Origin of the sequence: Micromonospora sp. NPDC048999 (assembly GCF_040649295.1) — a bacterium.
Lineage (GTDB): Bacteria > Actinomycetota > Actinomycetes > Mycobacteriales > Micromonosporaceae > Micromonospora.
On the sequence record NZ_JBEZFI010000041.1, the window covers coordinates 1 to 22545 of the forward strand.

Below are 22545 nucleotides of genomic sequence, written 5' to 3' on the forward strand. Positions count from 1 at the left end.
GGATGTAACGACGGCCGGTGGCGGGTCATTCCGCCGGGGCCGGGGGACCGGCCGGCGGGCCGGTGGGCCTGCTCGACGGGTCCGGGGGATGTAACGACGGCCGGTGGCGGATCATTCCGCCGGGCCGAGCGGCCCATACTGGCGGGCCGGGTGACCGGCGCGGGGATGCGGCGCGGTCAGCCATGTACAACGCCCCCGACCCCGACCCGATTCCGGCTGGCTGGGACCGCTAATCGGACAGACGGGGCGACTCCAGACACCCGACGTGCAAGCCACCCTCCCAATCCGGATATTTGACCCACCGATCGGGCCGGGGTGTCGCCGCACCGGCCCGCGCATTCTCACAACTTCGCAATCGCGGCTGACCCGAAAGCCGCCTGGCGTGCCGATTTACTCCCCGCGCCCGTCGAGAGGTCGAGGCATGAATTTCGGAGTTAGTGCAATACGGGGCATGGACCACGGGGGAGGCGATCATGACGATGGCGCCGCAGCCCGGCACGCCGAGGCGGCGTAGCCGGTGACGGCCGCGGCCGGGGACGGCCGGACACACGCGGCGCCGGCCGACGAGTACGCGCCGCTGCGGAGCAGGTCGTACCTCGGGTTGCTGGCGCTGGCCGCGCTGCTCGGGGTGCCGATCGCGGCGGTGGCGTACTGGTTCCTCCAACTCATCGCCCTCATTCAGAAGTGGGTCTACACAGATCTGCCGCGCGGGCTCGGCCTGGGCCGGGAACCGCTGTGGTGGCCGCTGGTGCCGTTGCTGCTCGCCGGGCTCGTGGTGGGGCTGACCGTCCGGCACCTGCCCGGCCGAGGCGGGGAGTCGCCGGCGGAGGGCTTCCACGCGGGCGGGGTGACCCGGCCAGACGCGCTCCCCGGGGTGGCGCTCGCCGCGCTGACCGGCATCGGGCTCGGGGTGGTGATCGGGCCGGAAGCCCCGCTGATCGCGCTGGGCGGCGGGCTCGCATACCTGGTGGTGTGGCTGCGGCGGCGGGACGTGCCGGAGCGGACCGGCGCGGCGGTGGCCGCCACCGGCAGTTTCGCCGCGGTGAGCACCCTGCTGGGCTCGCCGCTGGCCGGCGCGTTCCTGCTGCTGGAGGCGTCCGGGCTGGGCGGGGCGACGGCGGCCGCGGTGCTGGTGCCCGGCCTGCTCGCCGCCGGCACCGGCAGCCTGATCTTCCTCGGCCTCGACTCGCTCACCGGGCATGGGACGTTCTCGTTGGCGATCCCGCACCTGCCGCCGGCACACCGGCCCACCGTCGCCCAGTTTCTGTGGGCGCTGGCGATCGGACTGGTGGCCGGCGTGCTGTGCTGGGCGCTGCGGCGGCTGGCACTGCTGTTACGGGCACAGGTGGAGCGGCAGGTGGTCGTGTTGACCACGCTGGCCGGGGCGGTGATCGCCGCACTCGCTATCGGGTACGCCGCGGTGACCGGCAAGAGCAGTTCGGACCTGCTCTTCTCCGGCCAGTTTTCCCTGCCCCAACTGCTCACCGACAGCGCCGCGTACTCCGTGCCGGCGCTGGTGCTGCTGGTCATCGGCAAGGGAATCGCCTACTGCCTGGCGTTGAGCGCGTTTCGGGGCGGCCCCACCTTCCCGGCGATGTTCATCGGGGCGGCTGGCGGGATCGCGCTGTCACATCTGCCGGGCCTGCCGCTGGTGTCCGCCGCCGGCATGGGGATCGGCGCGATGATTGCCGGGATGCTGAAGCTGCCGCTGTCGGCGGTGCTGCTGACCACGCTGTTCCTCGGTGCCGAGGGGTTGACCGTGCTGCCGCTGGTGATCGTGTCGGCGGTCGTGGCGTACGTGTTGTCGGTCCGACTGACCCCGCCCGCATCGGCTGCCCGCGGCAGCCATGCTCCGCCGCAGGAGGCGAAGCCCGCGACCTGACGAGCGGATCGCAGGCGTGCCACCATGTCGGCCATGGAGATGTGGCACAACCCGTCCTGCTCGAAGTGCGCCACCGCCCGGGCGACGCTCGACGAGGCGCGGGTGCCCTATCGGCTGCGGGCGTACCTGGCCGAGCCGCCGAGCGCGGTCGAGCTGACCGACGTGCTGCGCCGGCTGGGCGCCCGGGCGTGGGACATCTGCCGCACCGGCGAGCCGGTCGCGGCGGCCCTGGGCATCGCGGACTGGTCCCGCGACGACGACGCCGAGCCACGCTGGATCGCCGCGATGGTCGAGCACCCGGAGCTCGTCCAGCGCCCGATCCTGCTGCTGGACGACGGCGGCGCGCTGGTCGCTCGTACCCCCGATGCGCTGGGTGAGGCGGTGCGTCGCGCGGAGCGGTGAGCCGCGCGCGGGTCAGGACTGGCTGTCGGTGTCGGCGGCGCTCCCGGTCGCGCGGCCATGCCGCTCGCGCAGGCGCTCCCGGACCTCCTCCGGGGTGTACGTCCGCCGGCGTCGTTCCGCTCGGGCCACGACCACCCCGGTCGCCGCGACGCCGACGAGGCCGGCCAGGCCGAGCACTTTCCACCACCGCAACCGTCGCCGCATCGACCTAGGGTAGTCCACTGTGAGCTCGATCAACCTGGATGAGGCCGTGGAGCTGACCCGCACCGGAGACGTGTGGGTGTTCCGGGGGCGCAGCGTGCCCGACCGGGCTATCCAGCTCACCACCAACAGCCCGGTCAACCATGTCGGCATGGCGGTGGTGCTCGACGACCTGCCGCCGCTGATGTGGCATGCGGAGCTGGGCCGTTCGCTGCCGGACCGGTGGACCGGCAGCCACCAGCGCGGCGTGCAGCTGCACGACCTGCGGGACGCGGTCAGCGTCTGGGCCAACCGGTACGGCCAGCGGGCCTGGCTGCGTCAGCTCGAACCGCCGGCCGACGCCGCGATGGAGGAGGCGGTGCTGCGGGCCGTGGCGCGCCTCGACGGCACTCCGTTTCCGTCCACCGCCCAGCTCGCCTGGCGTTGGGCGCGGGGCCGGGTGCCCACCCGGCACCGTCGTCGGCCGTCCACACCCGAGGGCGGGGCCGTGCCGCTGGAGACCGCGTACTGCGCGGAGGTGGTGGCCGTGACCTACGAGGCGATGGGTCTGCTGCCGGCCGGACGCCGGCCCAACTGGTACGACCCGGGACGGTTCTGGAGCGGCGACGACCTTGCGCTCGCCGGGGGCGCCCAGTTGGGGACGGAGATCGAGGTACGCATCCCGCCACGCTGACCTGCGGCGGCGTGCCGGCCATCGCCGGGTGCTTTCCGGCGTGGCTCCCCGATCGCTACGCTCTGCGGCTGAGTCGACAGGGGGAGGGGTCATGTCCGGCACGCGTCGCGCACGTCCGTCACTGGGCGCCGCCGTCACCTCCTCACCCTGGATTGTCGTCTCGATCGGCGCGATCGTCATGGTGGTGCTGCTGGTCGTCGCGCTCGGTTCGGCGCGGGGTCGGCGGACGTACGCCGACGACGCACCGCCGGAGCCGGCGCTGCCGCTGCCGGGGCTGCCGGTTGTCACGACCTCGGCTCCGCCCAGCTCGGCCGCCGGGCCGGTGTCGCCCGGGCTGTCGCCCACGGCGACCGTGCCACCGAGCCGGCCGGCGCCGAGCCCGTCGGCCAGCGCCACCAGCGCGGCCAGCGCCAGCCGGCCGCCGAGCCCGGCGCCCGAGTCGCCGCCGGCACCGCTGATCGCGCCGCCCCCGTCGGCGCCGGTCACCGGGCGGTACGGGGTGGTGAACACCTTCCACGGTGGCTTCATCGGCGAGGTGCTGCTGGTCAACACGGGCGACACGCCCAGCGGTTGGACCGTGACGGTGAGCTTCGCGCGGGGGCGCCTCGTCTCGTCCTGGGTGGAGGGCGCGCAGCAGGGCACGGCGAGCTTCGTCGACGGGGTCTTCACGTACCGCAGCGGGTTCGACCTGGTGCCGAGGGCGTCGGTGCGGCTGCGGTTCCACTTCGAGAAGACCGACACCACCCGGCCGACCCGCTGCACGGTCGACGCTGCGGACTGCTCTGGCCTCTGACGGCTGCTCCGACCGGCGTCGCGGCGGCGTGGCTTCCCCACGTCAATTTGCGCAAGCCGGCTGCTTTGTTGCGACTCGGCTTGCAAACTATTGCAGAACGTTTCGGCAAGCACTAGCGTGCGGGCGAATCAGCGACCAGAGAGAGGCCGTCGATGAAACGCCCGCCGATATCTGCCAAGTCCCTGCTCGCCCTGATCTCCTCCGCCGTGCTCACCCTCGTCCTGGTCGCCGCACCCCAGTCGGGCGCCCAGGCCGACGACCGCACCGTGACCGGCGACGTCCTCGCGGCCACCGGCGCACCCCAGTGGAGCAAGGAGCCGTCCGCCGACGAGCTGCTCAAGGCGGGCAGCAACAACGCCCGGGCGGAACAGTTCTACTTCCTCCTGCCGGACCGCTTCGCCAACGGCGACAAGCGCAACGACACCGGCGGCCTGACCGGTGACCGGCTCACCACCGGCCTCGACCCGACGGACAAAGGCTTCTACCACGGCGGTGACCTCAAGGGCGTCATCGACAAGCTGGACTACATCCAGGGCCTCGGCACCACCGCCATCTGGCTGGCCCCGGTCTTCAAGAACCGGCCCGTGCAGGGCACCGGCGCGGATGTCTCCGCCGGCTACCACGGCTACTGGATCACCGACTTCACGCAGGTCGACCCGCACTTCGGCACCAACGAGGAGCTGAAGCGCCTGGTCACCCTCGCCCACCAGCGGGGCATCAAGGTCTATCTCGACATCATCGTCAACCACACCGCGGACGTCATCCGGTACGCCGAGAACCGGTACGGCTACGTCGACAAGAAGACCGCGCCGTATCGGGACGCGCAGGGCCGGCCCTTCGAGGACCGCAACTACGCCGACGGCACGCGGGCGTTCCCGCAGGTCAACGAGAAGTCGTTCCCGTACACCCCGACCTTCGCCAGTGCCGCCGACGCGAAGGTCAAGGTGCCCGCGTGGCTGAACGACCCCACCATGTACCACAATCGGGGCGACTCCACCTTCGCTGGTGAGAACAGCGAGTACGGCGACTTCTTCGGCCTCGACGACCTGTGGACCGAGCGCCCCGAGGTGGTCCGCGGCATGACCGACATCTACGCGCAGTGGATCGGCAGGGCCGGCGTCGACGGCTTCCGCCTCGACACGGTCAAGCACAGCAACCTCGAGTTCTGGCCGCAGTTCGTCAATGGCATCAACGCCGCCGCGGAGAAGGCCAAGAAGCCGGACTTCTTCATGTTCGGCGAGGTGTACAGCGCCGACCAGGAGATCGAGTCGACGTACGTGCGGCGCGGCGGCCTGCCCGCCACCCTGGACTTCTCCTTCCAGGAGGCCGCGCGCGGCTACGCCGCCGCCGGCGGGTCGGCCAGGGCGCTCGCCGACGTGTACGCCCGGGACGACCTCTACGCGGCCCGCGACACCGACGCCAACCGGCTGACCACCTTCCTCGGCAACCACGACATGGGCCGGATCGGCTCGTTCGTCGCCGCCGCCGGCGGTGACGACGCCACCCAACTGCGCCGCGACCAGCTCGCCCACCAGCTGATGTTCCTCACCCGCGGGCAGCCCGTCGTCTACTCCGGCGACGAGCAGGGCTTCACCGGCCCCGGCGGGGACAAGGACGCCCGACAGGACATGTTCGCCAGCCGGACGCCGGACTACCTGGCCGACCGCCTGATCGGCACGACCCGCACCCACGCCAGCGACCAGTACGACACCACCCACCCGCTGTACCGGACGATCGCCGAGCTGGGCCGGCTGCGGCAGGCCCACCCAGCGCTGCGGGACGGCATCCAGGTCACCCGGTACGCGGCTGACGGCCCGGGCGTCTTCGCCTTCTCCCGGGTCCTGCCCAAGGACCGGACCGAGTACGTGGTCGCGGTGAACAACGCCGGCACCGCGCAGACTGTCACCGTGGACACCTGGTCGGCCGGTGCCACGTTCACCGGCGTCTACGGCGGCGGCTCGGCGGCCTCGACGGCCGGCGCCGACGGCAGGCTGAGCCTCACCGTGCCGGCGATGTCGGCCGTGGTGCTTCGGGCCAACCGCGCGATCCCGCAGACCGGCGCGGCGCCGCGGATCACCGTCACGGAGCCGGGCGACGCCCCGGTCGCCACCAGGGCCGCCGTGACCGCGCAGGTCACCGGCGATCCCCTCGCGACCGTCACCTTCGCCGCTCGGGTGCCCGGCGGCAAGTGGACCCTGCTGGGCAGCGCGCACGAGGCGCCGTACACCGTCCACCACGACCTGGCCGGCCTGCCCGGCGGGACCAGGGTCGAGTACAAGGCCGTAGTCCGCGACGGCAAGGGCCGCGTCGCCAGCACCCGGGCCACCGGTGTGGTCGGCACCCCGGCTCAGAGCGCGTCGCGGGACTGGGTGGTGGTGCACTACCAGCGCCCGGCCGGCGGGTACGCCGACTGGGGCCTCTACACCTGGGGCGACATCGACCCGGCGTACCAGACCGAGTGGCCCAAGGGGCAGCCGTTCGCCGGTGAGGACTCCTTCGGCCGGTTCGCCTGGGTCAAGCTGAACCCGGGCGCCAAGTCGATCGGGTTCCTGGTGGTCGACCGGAACGGCACCAAGGACGTCGAGAGCGACCGCACGGTCGACGTGACGCAGACGGGCGAGGTCTGGGTCAAGCAGGGCGACCCGACGCTCTACCCGAGCCGGCAGGCCGCCACCGGCGAGCCCGATCCACCCGCCGACGCGAACACCGCGGTCATCCACTGGCGGCGGGCCGACAACACCTACGACGGCTGGGGCCTGCACCTGTGGGACGGCGCCGCCAACCCGACCGACTGGGGCAACCCGCTCAAGCCGGAGCGGGTCGACGCCTTCGGCGCGGTGTTACGGGTGCCTCTCGCGGCCGGGGCCACCGGATTGAGCTACATCGTGCACCGGGGCGACGAGAAGGACCATCCGGAGGACCAGCGGCTGGAATTCTCCGCCGCCGGGCGTGAGGTGTGGCTGCTGGCCGGGGTCACGGGTCGACTGCTGCCGGCGACCTCCTCCGGCACCGCCAAGGACCTCGACATCACCAAGCAGAAGGCGCAGTGGATCGACCGGGCCACCGTCACCTGGCGGACCGGGCCGACCGACGGCAAGCGGTACGACCTGGTCACCGCCCCGACCGGCGGGCTGGGCATCGTCGACGGGGAGCTGTCCGGGACGTACGCCACGCTGCCGTTGCGGGCGGAGCGCAACGGGCTCACCGAGGCCCAGCGCGCGGCCTGGCCGCACCTGTGGGAGTACCAGACCTTCACCCTCGACCGGGGTGACCTGGCCAAGGTGCCGGCGGCGCTGCGCGGGCAACTCGTGGTGACCGAGCGCGACGCGGAAGGGCACCTGCTCGGCGCGACCGGGGTGCAGATCCCGGGCGTGCTAGACGACGTCTACCGGGCCGCCACCAAGGCCGTGCTCGGCCCGACGTTCACCGGCAAGGTGCCGGCCCTGGCCGTCTGGGCGCCGACCGCCCGCACCGTGTCGCTCCAGCTCTTCGACTCGCCGACGGCCCAGCCGACCACGGTGTCGATGAGCCGCGACGACACCACCGGCGTCTGGTCGGTGCGCGGCACCAAGGCCTGGACCGGGAAGTACTACCGGTACCGGGTCGAGGCGTGGCAGCCGGCGGCGCAGCGGATGGTCACCGCGTCGGTGACCGACCCGTACGCGGTGGCCCTCGCGCCGGACTCGACACACAGCCAGATCGTCGACCTGGACGACCCGGCCCTCGCGCCGGCCGGCTGGGCCAAGCTGCGCAAGCCGGCGGCGGTGCCGTCGTCGCAGGCGCAGATCCAGGAGCTGTCGGTACGCGACTTCTCCATCGCCGACACCACCGTGCCGGCGCAGCGGCGGGGCACCTACCTAGCCTTCACCGACCCGAACACCGCCGGCATGAAACACCTCAAGGCGCTCGGCGACGCGGGGGTCAACTACCTGCACCTGCTGCCGGTGTTCGACTTCGCCACCATCCCCGAGCGGCGGGCCGACCAGCGGCAGCCCGCCTGCGACCTGGCCGCGCTGCCGGCGGACTCCGACGAGCAGCAGAAGTGCGTCGCGGCCGTGGCCGACACCGACGGCTACAACTGGGGGTACGACCCGCTGCACTACACCGTGCCGGAGGGCGGCTACGCCGTCGACCCGGCCGGGGCGACGCGGACCACCGAGTTCCGGCAGATGGTCGCCGGGGTCAACCAGGCGGGCCTGCGCGTGGTGATGGACGTCGTCTACAACCACACCTCTGCCGCGGGCACCGACCCGAAGTCGGTGCTCGACCAGGTGGTGCCGGGCTACTACCAGCGGCTGCTGGAGGACGGCACGGTCGCCAACTCGACCTGCTGCGCCAACACCGCCCCGGAGCACGCCATGATGGGCAAGCTCGTGGTCGACTCCCTGGTCACCTGGGCCCGGCAGTACAAGGTGGACGGCTTCCGGTTCGACCTGATGGGCCACCACCCGAAGGCGAACATCCTGGCCGTACGCGCCGCGCTGGACAGGTTGACCCTGGCGCGCGACGGCGTGGACGGTAAGAAGATCCTGCTCTACGGCGAGGGCTGGGACTTCGGCGAGGTCGCGGGCGACGCCCGGTTCGTGCAGGCCACTCAGACCAACATGGCGGGCACCGGGATCGGCACGTTCAACGACCGGCTCCGCGACGCGGTGCGCGGTGGCGGCCCGTTCGACGACAACCCGCGGGTCCAGGGCTTCGCGTCCGGCCTGTGGAGCGACCCGAACGGTGACGCGGTCAACGGGTCGGCGGCGCAGCAGAAGGCCCGGCTGCTGCACCAGCAGGACCTGATCAAGGTGGGGCTCGCCGGCAACCTGCGCGGCTACCGGTTCACCGACTCGTCCGGCCGGCAGGTCAACGGCGCCCAGGTCGACTACAACGGCTCGCCGGCCGGCTACACCGCCGCGCCGGGCGAGGCGGTCACGTACGTCGACGCGCACGACAACGAGATCCTGTACGACGCGCTGGCGTACAAGCTGCCGCAGGGAACCTCGGCGCAGGACCGGGCCCGGATGCAGGTGCTCGCCCTGAGCACGGTGGTGATGGGGCAGGGGACGGGTTTCGTGACGGCCGGCTCGGAGCGGCTGCGGTCCAAGTCACTGGACCGCAACTCGTACAACTCGGGGGACTGGTTCAACCAGATCCGTTGGAACTGCGCCCAGGGCAACGGCTTCGGCGTCGGTCTCCCCCCGGCGGCGGACAACCAGAGCAAGTGGCCGTACGCGAGGCCGCTGCTGGCCGACCCGAGGCTGGTGCCGGACTGCGCGGCGATCAACCTGGCCGACGCCCGGTACGCGGAGCTGCTGACGATCCGGCGGTCCTCGCCGGTCTTCGGGCTGACCACCGCGGACCAGGTGCAGCAGCGGGTCGCCTTCCCGCTCTCGGGTGAGCGGGAGACCCCGGGCGTGCTCACCATGACCCTGGACGCCCGTGGCCTCGGCGGATCGTGGAAGTCGGTCACGGTGGTCTTCAACGCCACGCCGGAGGCGGCGAAGCAGACGGTGACCGGCCTGCGCGGGTCGAACGTGGCGCTGCACCCGGTGCTGCGGAACTCCGCCGACCCGATGCTGCGTACGGCGTCGTTCGACAGTGCGACCGGCACGTTCACGGTGCCGGCGCGCAGCGTGGCGGTCTACGTGCAGAGCTGATCCGAGGACGAGCCGGCCCCCTGCCACTCTTGTGGCAGGGGGCCGGACTCTGTGCCGATCCGTTGCGTTGGCCGTAGGTCAGTTGAAGCACTGCTTGACGGTGCCGGCGCAGTTGGTGGGGTCGTTGTCGCTGATGGTGGTGGCTTCGTCGAAGCGGACTGTGCCGTGGTTGTTGAGGACGCCGCCGGCGACGCGGCGGGTCTTGGAGGCGTCGGTGGCGGTGTTCTTGCTGATGCGGGTGTTGGTCAGGTCGACTCGGCCTTCGTTGTTGAAGATGCCGCCGCCGTTGAGGGCGGTGTTGCCCTTGATGTCGGTGCAGCGGATGGTGAGGGTGGCGTTGTTGTCGTCCTTGCCTTCCTTGCCTTCGAAGTCCTCGAGGAAGCCGTCCTTGATCTTGGCGTTGGGTTCGCCGTTGAAGATGCCGCCGCCGAAGCGTCCGGCGCTGTTGTCGAGGATGGAGCTTTCGTTGATGGTGGCGGTGGCTCGTGGCTCGTTGTTCCGGTCCTTGCCGTCGCCGTACTTGCCGTCCTTGCCGTCCTTCTTCTTCTCGCCGCCGGTGTTGTAGATGCCGCCGCCGTCGCGGTCGGCGTGGTTCTTGACGACGTCGACCTTGTCGAGGTCGAGGTTGGTGTTGCGGGCGTAGATGCCGCCGCCGTTCTTGCAGGCGGTGTTCTGCTTGACGGTGGACAGGACGATCTTGACGAATCCGCCGGAGCTGAACACGCCGCCGCCGTTCTCGCCGGCTCGGTTGTTCTCGATGGAGGTCTTGAAGATCTCCACGCTGCCGGCGCGGTCGCGGCCTTCGAGCCAGACGGTCGAGTCGTCCTTGCCGTCCTTGCCGTCGTCGTGCTTGCCGTCCTTGCCGTCGCCGTACATGCCGTCGCCGTACTTGCCGTCCTTGCCTTCCTTGATTTCCTTGCCCTCGCCGTTGGCGATGCCGCCGCCGTTCTCGCCGGCGGTGTTGTTGGTGATGCAGGAGTTCTTGATGGTGAGGATGCCGACGTTGAAGATGCCGCCGCCGTTGCGTCGGGCGTGGTTGTTCTCGACGTTGCTGTCTTCGAGTTCGACGCGGCCGAAGTTGGCGATGGCGCCGCCGTTGCCCTCGGCGTTGTTGCCGATCAGGTTCACCGTGTCCAGGTGGGCGCTGCCGCCGCGGTCGACCAGCAGGGCGCCGCCGTCGGCGTCGCCTTCGTTCTTGTTCTGCTGCGGGAACGAGGACTCCTGGCCGTCCGGTGAGCTGAGGCCGTCCGGTGAGCTGAGGCCGTCCATCTGCTTCGGCGCTTCGCCGTACTTGAACTCGGCGGCGTTGCCGTCCTTGAGGGTGAGGTCCTTCAGGATCAGGTCACCGCCGTCGGCGACCCGGAACAGCCGGAAGTCGGCCTCGGAACGCCGCTTGATCGTGGCGTCGTTGCCCTTGATCACGATCTCCTGCCGGATCGTCGGCAGGGCCGTGCCGTTCTTCCGGTCGGCGAAGGACAGCTCGTAGGTGCAGTGCGGAGCCAGCCTCAATGTGCCGCCGCGGTCCCGGTTGGCCAGGTCGATGGCCTCGACCAGCTTCTCGTTCCTACACGGCACCTCGAACACCCGACCGAACTCTTTTTCCGATTCTTCCTTCTTACGGCCGATCTCTTCCCTCTTGTGGCCGCGCTCCTCCCGTTCCTTACCGTCCCGGCCGCGCTCGTCCGCCCGGTTCTGCTCACCGTGGTCGCCGTCCTTCGTGAGCTGCTGGGCGGTCGACCACTTCACGTCGGCGAGCCGGTGGGGGCCCAAGGCCCCGGTGGTCGCGTAGGCCACGCCCGCGAGGCTGACCGCTCCCGTCAGGCCCACGACGCCGGTGGCCAGCCACACCCGGCGACGCCGGATCGGGGAGGTCGTCTCACGGCTGGCGTCATCGTTATTGCGAAGGTAGTTGGACATCGGAGCTCTCTGCCCTCTCCTTGTACCCGACAAGGCCGCTTCGCCACGGCAAGGCGGCCTTCGCTACAAATCGGTTGTAGCTGCTGAAGACCACCGTACGAGAATCTTCTTCGCTTGACGGGCGTATGCGAAAAAACCCCGCATTAGGGGCGGGCGGCGCGGTCGGCGGCACGCCGGACCGCGATGCATGAGCGGTGTCATGAGGGTGAAGAGCGCCGTGCAGGGCGAAAAGCGGGGCGACCATCCCGGCGGGCCCGTGGCGACCCGCGACCGAACCGGTAGCGACGTGAGGTACGGGGAGTCCCTTTCCGCCGTCGTGCGGCGGAAAGGGACTCCCGCGGTTATGTGGTGGTTCAGTTGAAGCACCGCTTGACGGTGCCGGCGCAGTTGGTGGGGTCGTTGTCGCTGATGGTGGTGGCTTCGTCGAAGCGGACTGTGCCGTGGTTGTTGAGGACGCCGCCGGCGACGCGGCGGGTCTTGGAGGCGTCGGTGGCGGTGTTCTTGCTGATGCGGGTGTTGGTCAGGTCGACTCGGCCTTCGTTGTTGAAGATGCCGCCGCCGTTGAGGGCGGTGTTGCCCTTGATGTCGGTGCAGCGGATGGTGAGGGTGGCGTTGTTGTCGTCCTTGCCTTCCTTGCCTTCGAAGTCCTCGAGGAAGCCGTCCTTGATCTTGGCGTTGGGTTCGCCGTTGAAGATGCCGCCGCCGAAGCGTCCGGCGCTGTTGTCGAGGATGGAGCTTTCGTTGATGGTGGCGGTGGCTCGTGGCTCGTTGTTCCGGTCCTTGCCGTCGCCGTACTTGCCGTCCTTGCCGTCCTTCTTCTTCTCGCCGCCGGTGTTGTAGATGCCGCCGCCGTCGCGGTCGGCGTGGTTCTTGACGACGTCGACCTTGTCGAGGTCGAGGTTGGTGTTGCGGGCGTAGATGCCGCCGCCGTTCTTGCAGGCGGTGTTCTGCTTGACGGTGGACAGGACGATCTTGACGAATCCGCCGGAGCTGAACACGCCGCCGCCGTTCTCGCCGGCTCGGTTGTTCTCGATGGAGGTCTTGAAGATCTCCACGCTGCCGGCGCGGTCGCGGCCTTCGAGCCAGACGGTCGAGTCGTCCTTGCCGTCCTTGCCGTCGTCGTGCTTGCCGTCCTTGCCGTCGCCGTACATGCCGTCGCCGTACTTGCCGTCCTTGCCTTCCTTGATTTCCTTGCCCTCGCCGTTGGCGATGCCGCCGCCGTTCTCGCCGGCGGTGTTGTTGGTGATGCAGGAGTTCTTGATGGTGAGGATGCCGACGTTGAAGATGCCGCCGCCGTTGCGTCGGGCGTGGTTGTTCTCGACGTTGCTGTCTTCGAGTTCGACGCGGCCGAAGTTGGCGATGGCGCCGCCGTTGCCCTCGGCGTTGTTGCCGATCAGGTTCACCGTGTCCAGGTGGGCGCTGCCGCCGCGGTCGACCAGCAGGGCGCCGCCGTCGGCGTCGCCTTCGTTCTTGTTCTGCTGCGGGAACGAGGACTCCTGGCCGTCCGGTGAGCTGAGGCCGTCCGGTGAGCTGAGGCCGTCCATCTGCTTCGGCGCTTCGCCGTACTTGAACTCGGCGGCGTTGCCGTCCTTGAGGGTGAGGTCCTTCAGGATCAGGTCACCGCCGTCGGCGACCCGGAACAGCCGGAAGTCGGCCTCGGAACGCCGCTTGATCGTGGCGTCGTTGCCCTTGATCACGATCTCCTGCCGGATCGTCGGCAGGGCCGTGCCGTTCTTCCGGTCGGCGAAGGACAGCTCGTAGGTGCAGTGCGGAGCCAGCCTCAATGTGCCGCCGCGGTCCCGGTTGGCCAGGTCGATGGCCTCGACCAGCTTCTCGTTCCTACACGGCACCTCGAACACCCGACCGAACTCTTTTTCCGATTCTTCCTTCTTACGGCCGATCTCTTCCCTCTTGTGGCCGCGCTCCTCCCGTTCCTTACCGTCCCGGCCGCGCTCGTCCGCCCGGTTCTGCTCACCGTCGCGCTCGCCATTCTCGCCGTCCTTGCGGGCGTCGCTGGCGTTCTGCGGCGCAGCCGCGTGGTTCTCCGCGACGCGCTGCGCGTCGTCGGACTTGTCGTTTCGAGCGGCGAGGCCACCCAGCGCCGCCAAGCCGACGACGCCGGTCAGACCGGCCACGCCGGTGGCGACCCAGAGCGCCCGCCGCCTGTTCGTCGGCGGGGTCATCGGGGCCCCGCCGTCGGAAGTGGTTACGTCGTTGGACATCAGAGCCTTCCGCCCTTTCGGTTTACCAGAGGGGTCGCACCGCCCCAGGCGGGGCGACCAGCTACAAATCGGTTGTAGCCTCTGAACAACACCGTATGAGAAGGATCCTCACGAGGCGGACGTATCTGAAAAAACCCCACATTCGCCTCAAGGCAGGCGGCGGACGACCTTTGGCACGTGCCGGTGACGACGGGTGTCGAGCAGCGCAAACAGCGGCGGGCCCCACCACCGGCGTCACAACGACGAAAACGTCGCAGACACCGGCGGTGGGGCCCGCCCCTCGGGTCGTCCGGCCGGGGATCAGCCCGGCAGACGCGGACCGGCCTCGCGCTGCTCGGCCAGCCAGGTCTCCACCTCGTCCGAGCGGCGCGGCAGCCCGGCCGAAAGGTTCACCGACCCGTCGGCGGTGACCAGGATGTCGTCCTCGATCCGGACGCCGACGCCGCGCAGCTCCTCCGGGACCAGTTCGTCCTCCGGCTGGAAGTACAGCCCCGGCTCGACGGTGAGCACGTAGCCCTCGCCGAGCGGACCGTCCCGGTACGTCTCCTTGCGGGCGTTGGCGCAGTCGTGGACGTCGATGCCGAGCATGTGGCTGGTGCCGTGCAGCGTCCAGCGACGGTAGATGGTGGAGGAGGGGTCCATGGCCTCGTCCACGCTGACCGGCAGCAGGTCGAGGTCCTTGAGCGCCTCGGCGAGGACCCGCATGGCGGTCAGATGCACGTCCCGGAACGCCACGCCCGGCTTGATCACGTCGATACCGGCCTGCTGGGCGGCGTAGACGGCGTCGTACACCTGCCGCTGCAGCGGGGTGAACCGGCCGTTGACCGGCAGCACCCGGGTGACGTCCGCGGTGTAGAGGTTGCGGTTCTCCACGCCCATGTCCATCAACAGCAGCTCACCCGGGCGGGTGGCGCCGTGGTTGTGCACCCAGTGCAGGATCGTGGCGTGCTCGCCGGCACCGACGATCGAGCCGTACCCGACGTCGTTGCCGTCGTGCCGGGCGCGCAGCGCGAAGATCCCCTCCAGCAGGCGCTCCGAGACACCCCGGTCGGCCGGGAGCATCCGGGCCACGTCCTCGAAGCCGCGGACGGTGGCGTCGCACGCCTCCTGGAGCTGCGCGATCTCCCACTCGTCCTTGACCAGCTTCAGCTCCGAGATGGCGATCGCCAGCTCCCGGTCCCGGCCCGGCTGCCCGTCGACCCGGGCGCCGTTGTACGGCCGCACCGCCGCGTCGACCCGGGCGTCGAAACCGCGCAGCACCCGGGTACGCCCCGGGGCCAGGTCGGCCAGGGCCGCGTCCAGCTCGGTCAGGTCGGCGGTGGGCAGGCCCAGCTCGGTCGACCGTTCGTTCAGTGTGGGCCGCCGGCCCACCCAGAGCTCGCCGTTGCGGCTGCGGAAGAACTCGTCGGTCGCCCGCGACGACCGGGGCCGCATGAACAGGGTGGCGTCGCCGTTCGGGCGCAGCACCAGCACGCTGTCCGGCTCGAGGTCGCCGGTCAGGTACGCGAAGTCGCTGCCGGCCCGGAACGGGTGGTCGGTGTCGTTGGCGCGTACCTTCTCGTTGCCGGTCGGGATGACCAGCGTCTCCCCGGGGAACGCCGCGGTGAGCGCGGCCCGCCGCTTGGCGTGGTTGGGCACCTCGGGGCGGGGGCCGACCGGCAGTTCGGTGTCCCGCCAGCCCTGCCGCATGAACGTCAGGAACGCCTCCGGAAAGTCCGGGTCGTGCGATTCGGTGCCGTCCGCCGGCGTCCCCTGCTGCGTCCGCTCCTCGGCCATGATCCGCCCTCCCTGAGCCTCGTCGCTGGTGCAGACCGTACCGCGCGCACGCGAGCGGAGAGAGCCTGCGGTGCCGGGACGGCCGCTCCGGCCGCGTGGAAAGATGGCCATCATGTGCGGACTCCTGGCCTTTTTCAGCGCGCGCGGTGACGCCGCCGCCCACCGCGACCACATCGCCAACGCACTGGAGTGCCTGCACCACCGGGGCCCGGACGAGACCGGGGTCGAGGTGGTCGGCGACGCCACCGGGCAGTACGCGGACGGGGTGTTCGCCCACAAGCGGCTGGCGATCATCGACGTGGCGCTCAGCCACGAGCCGCTGCCCTACGCGAGCGGCCGCTACCTGCTCACCTTCAACGGCGAGATCTACAACTACATCGAGCTGCGGGACGAGCTGATCCGGGACTTCGGCGCCCAGTTCGCCACGAACGGTGACGGCGAGGTGATCGTCGCCGGATATCACTACTGGGGTGAGCAGGTGCTCACCAAGCTGCGCGGCATGTTCGCCTTCGTGATCTGGGACCGGCAGGAGCGGCGCGCCTTCGGTGCCCGGGACTACTTCGGCATCAAGCCGCTGCACTATCTCCAGACGCAGGACGGGCTCTACCTCGCCTCGGAGAAGAAGGCGCTGCTGCCGTTCGCGCAGTCGGCCTACCAGGGCGACGCCGGGATCGACACCGCCAACCTGAGTCACTACCTGACCCTGCAGTACGTTCCGGAGCCGGGCACCCTGCACAAGGGGATCAGCCGGATCGGGTCGGGGGAGTACCTGACCTGGACTCCGGGCGGCCGGATCGAGGTGCGCCGGTGGTACCGGCCGGTGTTCCGGCCGGCGCCGGTGGCCGACGAGCAGAAGCTCTACCACGAGATCCGGGAGACGCTGCGGGAGAGCGTCCGGATGCACATGCGCTCGGACGTGCCGGTCGGCTCCTTCCTGTCCAGCGGCATCGACTCCACCGCGGTGGTCGCCCTGGCCCGGGAGTTCAACCCGAACATCCTCACCTTCACCGTCGGCTACGACGTGCCCGGCTACTCCGAGATCGACGTCGCCCAGGACTCGGCCCGGCACCTCGACGTGACCACCATCCCGACGAAGATCGGGCCGGAGGACATGATGGAGGCGCTGCCGAGGATCGTCTGGCACCTGGACGACCCGGTCGCCGACCCGGCCCTCGTCCCGCTCTACTTCGTCGCGAAGAAGGCCGCCGAGCACGTCACCGTGGTGCTCTCCGGCGAGGGCGCGGACGAGTTCTTCGGCGGCTACACGATCTACCGGGAGCCGCTCTCGCTCAGCTCGGTGAATGGCCTGCCGGGCGGCGTGCAGAAGGGCCTGCGGGCGGTCTCCAAGGCCATCCCGCAGGGCGTCAAGGGCAAGAGCTTCCTGGAGCGCGGCACCACCCCGATCGAGCAGCGCTACTACGGCAACGCGCGGATGTTCACCGAGGAGGAGAAGCAGCACCTGCTGCGCCGCTACGACCCCTCGGTCCGCTATACCGACGTCACCGCGCCGATCTACGCCGAGTGCCCGGAGCTGGACGACGTCACCAAGATGCAGTACGTCGACCTGTACACCTGGCTGCGCGGCGACATCCTGGTCAAGGCCGACCGGATCTCGATGGCGCACTCGCTGGAGGTGCGGGTGCCGTTCCTGGACCGTGAGGTCTTCAACGTGGCGGCCGGGATCCCGGTCGACCTGAAGCTGCCGCCCCGCTCCGAGGCCACCAAGTACGCCATGCGCCAGGCGTTGCAGGGCGTCGTGCCACCGGCCATCGTCAACCGCAAGAAGCTCGGCTTCCCCACCCCGACCCGGGTCTGGCTGCGCGGCGAGATGTACGAGTGGGCCCGGCACGTGCTGGCCACCTCCGGCGCCGGTGACCTGATCGACCTGTCGTACGCGATGCGGCTGCTGGACGAGCACAAGCGGGAGGAGGCGGACCACTCCCGCAAGGTGTGGACCGTGCTGATCTTCTGCATCTGGCACGCCATCTTCGTGGCGAAGACCCTCGACCCGGGCATCCAGCGCAACCAGTCCGCCCTGCTCACCAAGCCGGTGGTCGGCAGCATGGTCCGCTGAGCCGTAAGAAGGGGCCCCCTGCGTTGTACAGGGGGCCCCTCTTAACACCTGTCGTGGATCACTGGCCGGTGCAGGTGACCGTCGGCAGGGTGTTGGTGCCGGGGACGTTGGCCAGGAAGCCGAACGTGGTGGTGCCGTTCGGCGCGATGGTGCCGTTGTAGGACTCGTTGGTGACGGTCACCGACGACCCGCTCGTGCTCAGCTTGCCGTTCCAGACCTGGGTGATGGTCTGACCGCTGGGCCAGGTCCACTTCGCCGTCCAGCTGCCCCACGTCCGGGAACTGTGGTTCATGATCAGCACCTCGCCCTGGAAGCCTCCCTGCCAGGCGTTGGTCACCGAGAAGACCGCCATGCAGTCGCCGCTGCTCGGGGGCGTGGTCGGCGAGGTGGTCGGCGGCTTGGTCGTGGGCGCAGCCGTGGTCGGGGGCGCGCTCGTGGGCGGAGCCGTGGTCGGCGGCGCCGTCGTCGGCGGCGCGGTCGTCGGCGGCGTGGTGCCGCCGGAACCGAGCCCGGTCACCTCACCGTTGCCGCCGTCGAAGGTCACGTCCGAGCAGCCGAAGAAGTTCTCCTGGCTGTCCGAGCGGACCCAGCGGGAGTAGATGATGTGCCGACCGCTCTTGTTCGACGGCAGGGTGCCGTTGAAGTAGTAGTGCCCGTCGTTGGTGCCCGGCCCGCCGATCGACGGCGGGTTGGTCACGGTCAGGAACGGCTGGTCCTCCAGGTCGCTCCAGGCCAGCGCCCGGGTCGGGCTCCAGGTGTTCTTGGTGACGTAGAAGTAGAACGTGCCCGGGTGGTGGGCCCAGTTGCTGTAGTCGAACTCCATCGTCCGCCCGGCCGTCAGGTGGGTGATCGGCCAGTCGTTGCGGGCCAGGTCGTAGCCGAGGTAGCCCGGGTTGCCGCCGCTGCACAGCTGGCCGTCGGGGATGAAGCCGGCGGTCCGGCCATTGGCGTCGGAGCGCAGCACGCTGAACCAGTTGTAGAGCGAGTTCGCTCCGCTCTGCGCGACCGCCGCCGCGCAGGCGGGATTGATGGGCTTGATCTCACCGGTCTGGGTGAGACCATCTTTCCAGCACAGGTAGGTCCGGGCGCCCGGCTTCATCGCCGCGCCGTGCGCGGCGGCCGGGCCGGAGGTGGTGACCAGGGCGGCAGCCCCGACAAGGAGCAGGGTGGCGGCCGCGGTGAGCAGCGCGGCCGTACGAGATCGGTGCACGAGGTTCTCCTGACTCGCGGGGCACGACGCGCATCGGTCTGCCCCGCTGCGACGAGCGGATGCGACGATCGCGGTGCGACGCCCGGCGGTCGGAGTGCGGCCGGGGCCGGCCTGGGCGCGCACCATCGGCGGTCCGTGCCCACGGACCGGTGTGCCCTCGCGTCGGCTCGACCCGGCAGCCGGTGGCGCGGCAGCCCCCGCGCCACTTTCGGCAAACACCATCCCACCATGTCGCGCCGAGCGCACGCAATAGCCGCATGTCAATGAAATTGGCCTCGTGGCATGGTGCCGGCGCCGTCCCCGCACGCCGCGCCCCCGCGATGCGTCAGGATCGGGGGTAACGGACGGAAGGAGCCAGGATGGGGTACGCGGTGGTGCTCGGCGAGGCGCTGGTCGACCTGCTCGACGCCGAGTACGACGGGCAGCCCGTCTACCGGCAGGCGATCGGCGGGGGGCCACTCAACGTGGCCGTGGCGGTGGCCCGGCTCGGCGGCGACGTCGAGTTCGTCGGGTCGCTCGGCGACGACGCGCTCGCGGAGCGGATCCGGGCCCTGCTGGCGGAGGCGGGCGTCGGGCTGGCCGGGGCGGTCACCGTGCCGGCCCCGACCGCGTTGGCGGTGGCCACCTTCACCGGCCCGGAACCGGACTTCCGCTTCTACGGCGAGCCCCGGTCGTACGGCCTGCTCACCGCCGACGACCTGAGCGTCCCCCTGATCGAGGGCGCGCAGGTGCTCTACTGCGGCTCGGTCGTGCTGCTGCACCCACCGGTGCTGGCCGCAGCCCGGCGGGCCTGGTCGATCGCCGGGGCGCTGCGGGTGTTCGACCCGAACGTCCGTACCCGGCTGCTGGACGGGTCCGGCGCCCTGGCCGCGCTGCGCGAGGTGGTCGCGGAGTTCGCCGCGAGCGCTCACCTGGTGAAGCTGAGCGCCGCCGACGCGGCCGTGCTCTATCCCCGCGAGCCGGTGGAGGGGGTCGCCGCGTACCTGCGGGAGTTGGGTGCCGGGACCGTGGTGGTCACCCTCGGCGCGGACGGCGCCCTGGTGGCCGCCGCCGACGACGTGGTACGCGTGCCGGCTCCGAAGGTCGGCGCGGTGGACGCCACCGGCGCGGGGGACTCGGTGATGGGCGCGCTCATCGCCGAGCTGCTCGCCGCCGGCGAGCCGGTGGATCCGGTCGGCTGGCGGGACCGGGTCGCCTTCGCCCTGCGTGTCGCCGCCCTGGTCTGCGAGTCTCCCGGCGGTGCCACCTCGATGCCCACCCGTGCCGCCGTCGCCGCCCGCTTCCCCTCCTGACGGCGCTCGGACGCGTCAGGCGGTCCCGTCGAGTTCGGCGTAGCCGCGGCGGGCGGCGATCAGGCCGGGGCGGGCGCCGAAGGGTGACTCGGCGGCCACCCGCTCCGGCGGCGCGCTGCCGGTGTGGCCGGCCCGGATCAGCCAGGCCTGTTGGGCCAGCTGGGCGTGCTGCGCCCGGACGAACTCCGCGTCGACCGGCGTGCCGTGCCCCGGCACCACCACCGTCGTGGGCGTGACGAGGCGCAGCAGTTCGGCCACCGCGTCCGGCCACTGGATCGGGTACGACTCCTCGAACGCCGGTGGCCCGCTCTGCTCCACCAGGTCGCCGGCGACCAACACGTCCGCGTCCGGCACGTGCACCACGAGGTCGGCGTCGGTGTGCCCGTGCCCGGGATGGCGCAGCACCACCCGTCGGCCGCCGATGTCGAGGACGGCCTCGGTGCGTACCGGGTGCGTCGGGGCCAGCAGCTCGGTCCCGGCCAGCTCGGCGGCCAGCGCCGGCTGCTCGGCGCGTATCTCCTCGTACGCCGCCCGGCGCAGCTCGTCGGGATGATCGCGGAGCACGGTGACGGCCAGTTGGTGGGCGTATACCGGGCGGGGCGGGTCGGCGGCCAGGGTGGCGTTGCCGAAGCAGTGGTCGAAATGGTGGTGGGTGTTGACGATGGTCCACGGGTGCGGGGTGACCACCCGGGCGGCCTCGGCCAGCTCCCGGGCCTGCCCGGCGGTGGAGAGGGTGTCCACCAGCAGGGCCGCGCCGTCGCCCACCACCAGGGTCACGTTGACGTGCAGCAGCGGCTCGCGCAGCACGTGGACGCGGTCGGCGATCTCGACGAACCGGGCGGTCATGAGACCCGCGACGCCAGCTCGACGAAACGCTGCCGGTCGACCAGCACGCGCTCGACCCGCCCATCGGCGACGACCTCGTCGCCGTCGGTGACGGTCACCTCGAACAGCAGCCGCCGGCCGTCGACCTTGGCGAGCCGCGCCCCGGCGATGACCGTCCGCCCGATCGGCGTGGCGGCCCGATGGTCCAACTCGACCCGGACGCCGACGGTCGTCGATCCGGGTGGCATCCGGATCGCGGTGGCCGCCACGGTCGCCGCCTCGGCCAGGGCGAGCACCCGGGGAGTGCCGAGCACCGGAACGTCACCGGAGCCCACCGCCTGCGCGGTGTCGGCGTCGGTGACGGTCAGCTCGACCCGGGCGGTCAGGCCCGCCGCGAAGGGCGGTTCCGGCTGCTCCTGCATGTCCCGAGCCTAGACGAGCCGGGGCCGGACCGCCCGCAGTGGCGGGCCGCGGGCACCCCGGCGGGTGGTCGGCGTCAGTCGATGCGTTCGCTGGACGGTGGGCACTGGCGAAGGCCGCTTCGCCCGCAGTTAACCTTGACCCGATGCCCGTCGTGACTGACCCCCAGCCCCCTGCCCAAACCGGTGCCCCTTCCGCGCCCGACGGCGGACGCCGTCGGGTGGTGGCGATGACGATCTGGGGGGTCGCCTTCGTGGCCGCCTGGCTCGTCATCGGCCTGCCGACCGACCCGGCGTACGCCTTCGTCTGGATCTGGGCGGCCACCATCGCCTGGCACTCCGCCCGGCCGTGGCGCAGCCACCTGCGGTTCGCCCGGGACTGGATCCCGGTGGTGGTGCTGCTGGCCGTCTACACCATCTCCCGGGGGTTCGCCGCCAACGGCGCGACGCCGCACGCCATGGAGATGATCGTCGTCGACCGGTTCCTGCTCGGCTGGGCCACCGGTGGCGAGGTGCCCACGGTCTGGCTGCAGGAGCACCTCTACCGGCCCGAGGTGCACTGGTGGGACGTGCTGGTCAGCTGGGTCTACTTCTCGCACTTCGTGGCGACGTTCGCCGCCGCGGCGGTGCTCTGGATGCGGGACCGCTCGCGCTGGGCGGCGTACATGCGCCGCTGGGGCTTCCTCTGCGCGGCCGGGCTGGCCACCTACTTCGCCTACCCGGCCGCCCCGCCGTGGTGGGCCGGGCAGAACGGCCTGCTCACCGAGGTCGCCCGGATCTCCACCCGGGGCTGGAAGGAGATGGGCATGCACGGCGCGGGCAACGTGCTCAACGCCGGGCAGATCGCCTCCAACCCGGTCGCCGCGATGCCCTCGCTGCACACCGCGTTCGCCCTCTTCGTCGTGCTCTACTTCCTGCCTTCCGTCCGCAAGCGCTGGTGGCCGCTGCTGCTGTCGTACCCGCTGGCGATGACCTTCACCCTGGTCTACAGCGGCGAGCACTACGTGATCGACGTGCTGGTCGGCTGGGTGTACGTCGGGCTGACCTTCCTGGTCGTCAACCTGGCCGAGCGCGGGTGGGCGGCCTGGCGGGCCCGGCGTACGCCGGAGGCCGCCACCGGGGAGCGCCAGTCGCCCGTTCCGGCGCAGGCCGGCCCGAGCCCGCAGGAGACCGTTCCGGCCGCGACCGACGCGGTGCCGGCCGAGCACTGA

General features: G+C 71.0%; 15 protein-coding genes. 8 read left to right on the forward strand and 7 right to left on the reverse strand.

Features of this window, described 5'->3' with window-relative positions:
* The first annotated feature begins 517 nt into the window (after positions 1-517).
* Both AB0C02_RS27610 and AB0C02_RS27615 read left to right on the forward strand, forming a co-directional pair.
* Positions 518-1882 carry a chloride channel protein gene (locus tag AB0C02_RS27610; protein ID WP_357551867.1) on the forward strand — a complete coding sequence of 455 codons (1365 nt, stop codon included), beginning with the start codon at positions 518-520 and terminating at the stop codon, positions 1880-1882.
* Between the two features lie 33 nt (positions 1883-1915).
* Positions 1916-2284, forward strand: a complete 369-nt coding sequence (locus AB0C02_RS27615) for an ArsC/Spx/MgsR family protein (RefSeq protein ID WP_357551868.1) — start codon at positions 1916-1918, stop codon at positions 2282-2284.
* Positions 2285-2296: 12 nt separating this feature from the next.
* Here the strand turns inward: AB0C02_RS27615 and AB0C02_RS27620 are convergent, their stop codons facing one another.
* The gene (locus AB0C02_RS27620) at positions 2297-2488 is read right to left on the reverse strand and encodes a hypothetical protein (RefSeq protein WP_357551869.1); all 192 of its coding nucleotides are present in this window, start codon (positions 2486-2488) and stop codon (positions 2297-2299) included.
* A 19-nt stretch (positions 2489-2507) separates the two neighbouring features.
* On the opposite strand from AB0C02_RS27620, the gene AB0C02_RS27625 reads away from it, so the two are divergent.
* The 3 genes from AB0C02_RS27625 to pulA all read left to right on the forward strand — a co-directional run bounded on the left by AB0C02_RS27625 (position 2508) and on the right by pulA (position 9599).
* Positions 2508-3158 (forward strand): hypothetical protein, encoded by a 651-nt coding sequence (locus AB0C02_RS27625; protein ID WP_357551870.1) that lies wholly within the window; start codon positions 2508-2510, stop codon positions 3156-3158.
* A 91-nt stretch (positions 3159-3249) separates the two neighbouring features.
* Entirely contained in the window at positions 3250-3951 is a 702-nt protein-coding gene (locus AB0C02_RS27630) for a cellulose binding domain-containing protein (RefSeq protein ID WP_357551871.1), read from the forward strand.
* Between the two features lie 152 nt (positions 3952-4103).
* Complete coding sequence (gene pulA / locus AB0C02_RS27635) at positions 4104-9599, forward strand: pullulanase-type alpha-1,6-glucosidase (protein WP_357551872.1); 5496 nt, start codon at positions 4104-4106, stop codon at positions 9597-9599.
* Positions 9600-9677: 78 nt separating this feature from the next.
* Here the strand turns inward: pulA and AB0C02_RS27640 are convergent, their stop codons facing one another.
* The 3 genes from AB0C02_RS27640 to AB0C02_RS27650 all read right to left on the reverse strand — a co-directional run bounded on the left by AB0C02_RS27640 (position 9678) and on the right by AB0C02_RS27650 (position 15514).
* Complete coding sequence (locus tag AB0C02_RS27640; protein WP_357551873.1) at positions 9678-11516, reverse strand: hypothetical protein; 1839 nt, start codon at positions 11514-11516, stop codon at positions 9678-9680.
* 353 nt (positions 11517-11869) lie between these two features.
* Positions 11870-13738, reverse strand: a complete 1869-nt coding sequence (locus AB0C02_RS27645) for a hypothetical protein (protein WP_357551874.1) — start codon at positions 13736-13738, stop codon at positions 11870-11872.
* Positions 13739-14038: 300 nt separating this feature from the next.
* Positions 14039-15514: an aminopeptidase P family protein gene (locus AB0C02_RS27650; protein WP_357551875.1), complete on the reverse strand. Its 1476-nt coding sequence runs from the start codon at positions 15512-15514 to the stop codon at positions 14039-14041.
* A gap of 112 nt (positions 15515-15626) precedes the next feature.
* On the opposite strand from AB0C02_RS27650, the gene asnB reads away from it, so the two are divergent.
* Positions 15627-17588, forward strand: a complete 1962-nt coding sequence (gene asnB / locus AB0C02_RS27655; RefSeq protein WP_357551876.1) for an asparagine synthase (glutamine-hydrolyzing) — start codon at positions 15627-15629, stop codon at positions 17586-17588.
* Positions 17589-17646: 58 nt separating this feature from the next.
* Here asnB and AB0C02_RS27660 read toward each other — a convergent pair whose 3' ends face one another.
* The gene (locus AB0C02_RS27660; protein ID WP_357551877.1) at positions 17647-18798 is read right to left on the reverse strand and encodes a lytic polysaccharide monooxygenase; all 1152 of its coding nucleotides are present in this window, start codon (positions 18796-18798) and stop codon (positions 17647-17649) included.
* A gap of 359 nt (positions 18799-19157) precedes the next feature.
* On the opposite strand from AB0C02_RS27660, the gene AB0C02_RS27665 reads away from it, so the two are divergent.
* Positions 19158-20090: a carbohydrate kinase gene (locus AB0C02_RS27665; RefSeq protein WP_357551878.1), complete on the forward strand. Its 933-nt coding sequence runs from the start codon at positions 19158-19160 to the stop codon at positions 20088-20090.
* A gap of 15 nt (positions 20091-20105) precedes the next feature.
* Here AB0C02_RS27665 and AB0C02_RS27670 read toward each other — a convergent pair whose 3' ends face one another.
* Positions 20106-20936 carry an MBL fold metallo-hydrolase gene (locus tag AB0C02_RS27670; RefSeq protein ID WP_357551879.1) on the reverse strand — a complete coding sequence of 277 codons (831 nt, stop codon included), beginning with the start codon at positions 20934-20936 and terminating at the stop codon, positions 20106-20108.
* On the reverse strand, positions 20933-21337 hold the full coding sequence (locus AB0C02_RS27675) for a hotdog domain-containing protein (RefSeq protein ID WP_357551880.1): 405 nt from the start codon (positions 21335-21337) through the stop codon (positions 20933-20935). The genes AB0C02_RS27670 and AB0C02_RS27675 overlap by 4 nt, the downstream gene beginning before the upstream one ends.
* Positions 21338-21480: 143 nt before the next feature.
* On the opposite strand from AB0C02_RS27675, the gene AB0C02_RS27680 reads away from it, so the two are divergent.
* A complete protein-coding gene (locus AB0C02_RS27680) occupies positions 21481-22545 on the forward strand; it encodes a phosphatase PAP2 family protein (protein WP_357551881.1) in 1065 nt (354 codons plus the stop codon).

Excerpts from the sequence above, each read along its gene's own strand:
- AB0C02_RS27615 (WP_357551868.1), top strand. The coding sequence starts at position 1,916 with ATGGAGATGTGGCACAACCCGTCCTGCTCGAAGTGCGCCACCGCCCGG.
- AB0C02_RS27620 (WP_357551869.1), bottom strand. The coding sequence starts at position 2,488 with ATGCGGCGACGGTTGCGGTGGTGGAAAGTGCTCGGCCTGGCCGGCCTC.
- AB0C02_RS27630 (WP_357551871.1), top strand. The coding sequence starts at position 3,250 with ATGTCCGGCACGCGTCGCGCACGTCCGTCACTGGGCGCCGCCGTCACC.
- pulA (WP_357551872.1), top strand. The coding sequence starts at position 4,104 with ATGAAACGCCCGCCGATATCTGCCAAGTCCCTGCTCGCCCTGATCTCC.
- AB0C02_RS27640 (WP_357551873.1), bottom strand. The coding sequence starts at position 11,516 with ATGTCCAACTACCTTCGCAATAACGATGACGCCAGCCGTGAGACGACC.
- AB0C02_RS27645 (WP_357551874.1), bottom strand. The coding sequence starts at position 13,738 with ATGTCCAACGACGTAACCACTTCCGACGGCGGGGCCCCGATGACCCCG.
- AB0C02_RS27650 (WP_357551875.1), bottom strand. The coding sequence starts at position 15,514 with ATGGCCGAGGAGCGGACGCAGCAGGGGACGCCGGCGGACGGCACCGAA.
- asnB (WP_357551876.1), top strand. The coding sequence starts at position 15,627 with ATGTGCGGACTCCTGGCCTTTTTCAGCGCGCGCGGTGACGCCGCCGCC.
- AB0C02_RS27665 (WP_357551878.1), top strand. The coding sequence starts at position 19,158 with ATGGGGTACGCGGTGGTGCTCGGCGAGGCGCTGGTCGACCTGCTCGAC.
- AB0C02_RS27670 (WP_357551879.1), bottom strand. The coding sequence starts at position 20,936 with ATGACCGCCCGGTTCGTCGAGATCGCCGACCGCGTCCACGTGCTGCGC.
- AB0C02_RS27675 (WP_357551880.1), bottom strand. The coding sequence starts at position 21,337 with ATGCAGGAGCAGCCGGAACCGCCCTTCGCGGCGGGCCTGACCGCCCGG.
- AB0C02_RS27680 (WP_357551881.1), top strand. The coding sequence starts at position 21,481 with ATGCCCGTCGTGACTGACCCCCAGCCCCCTGCCCAAACCGGTGCCCCT.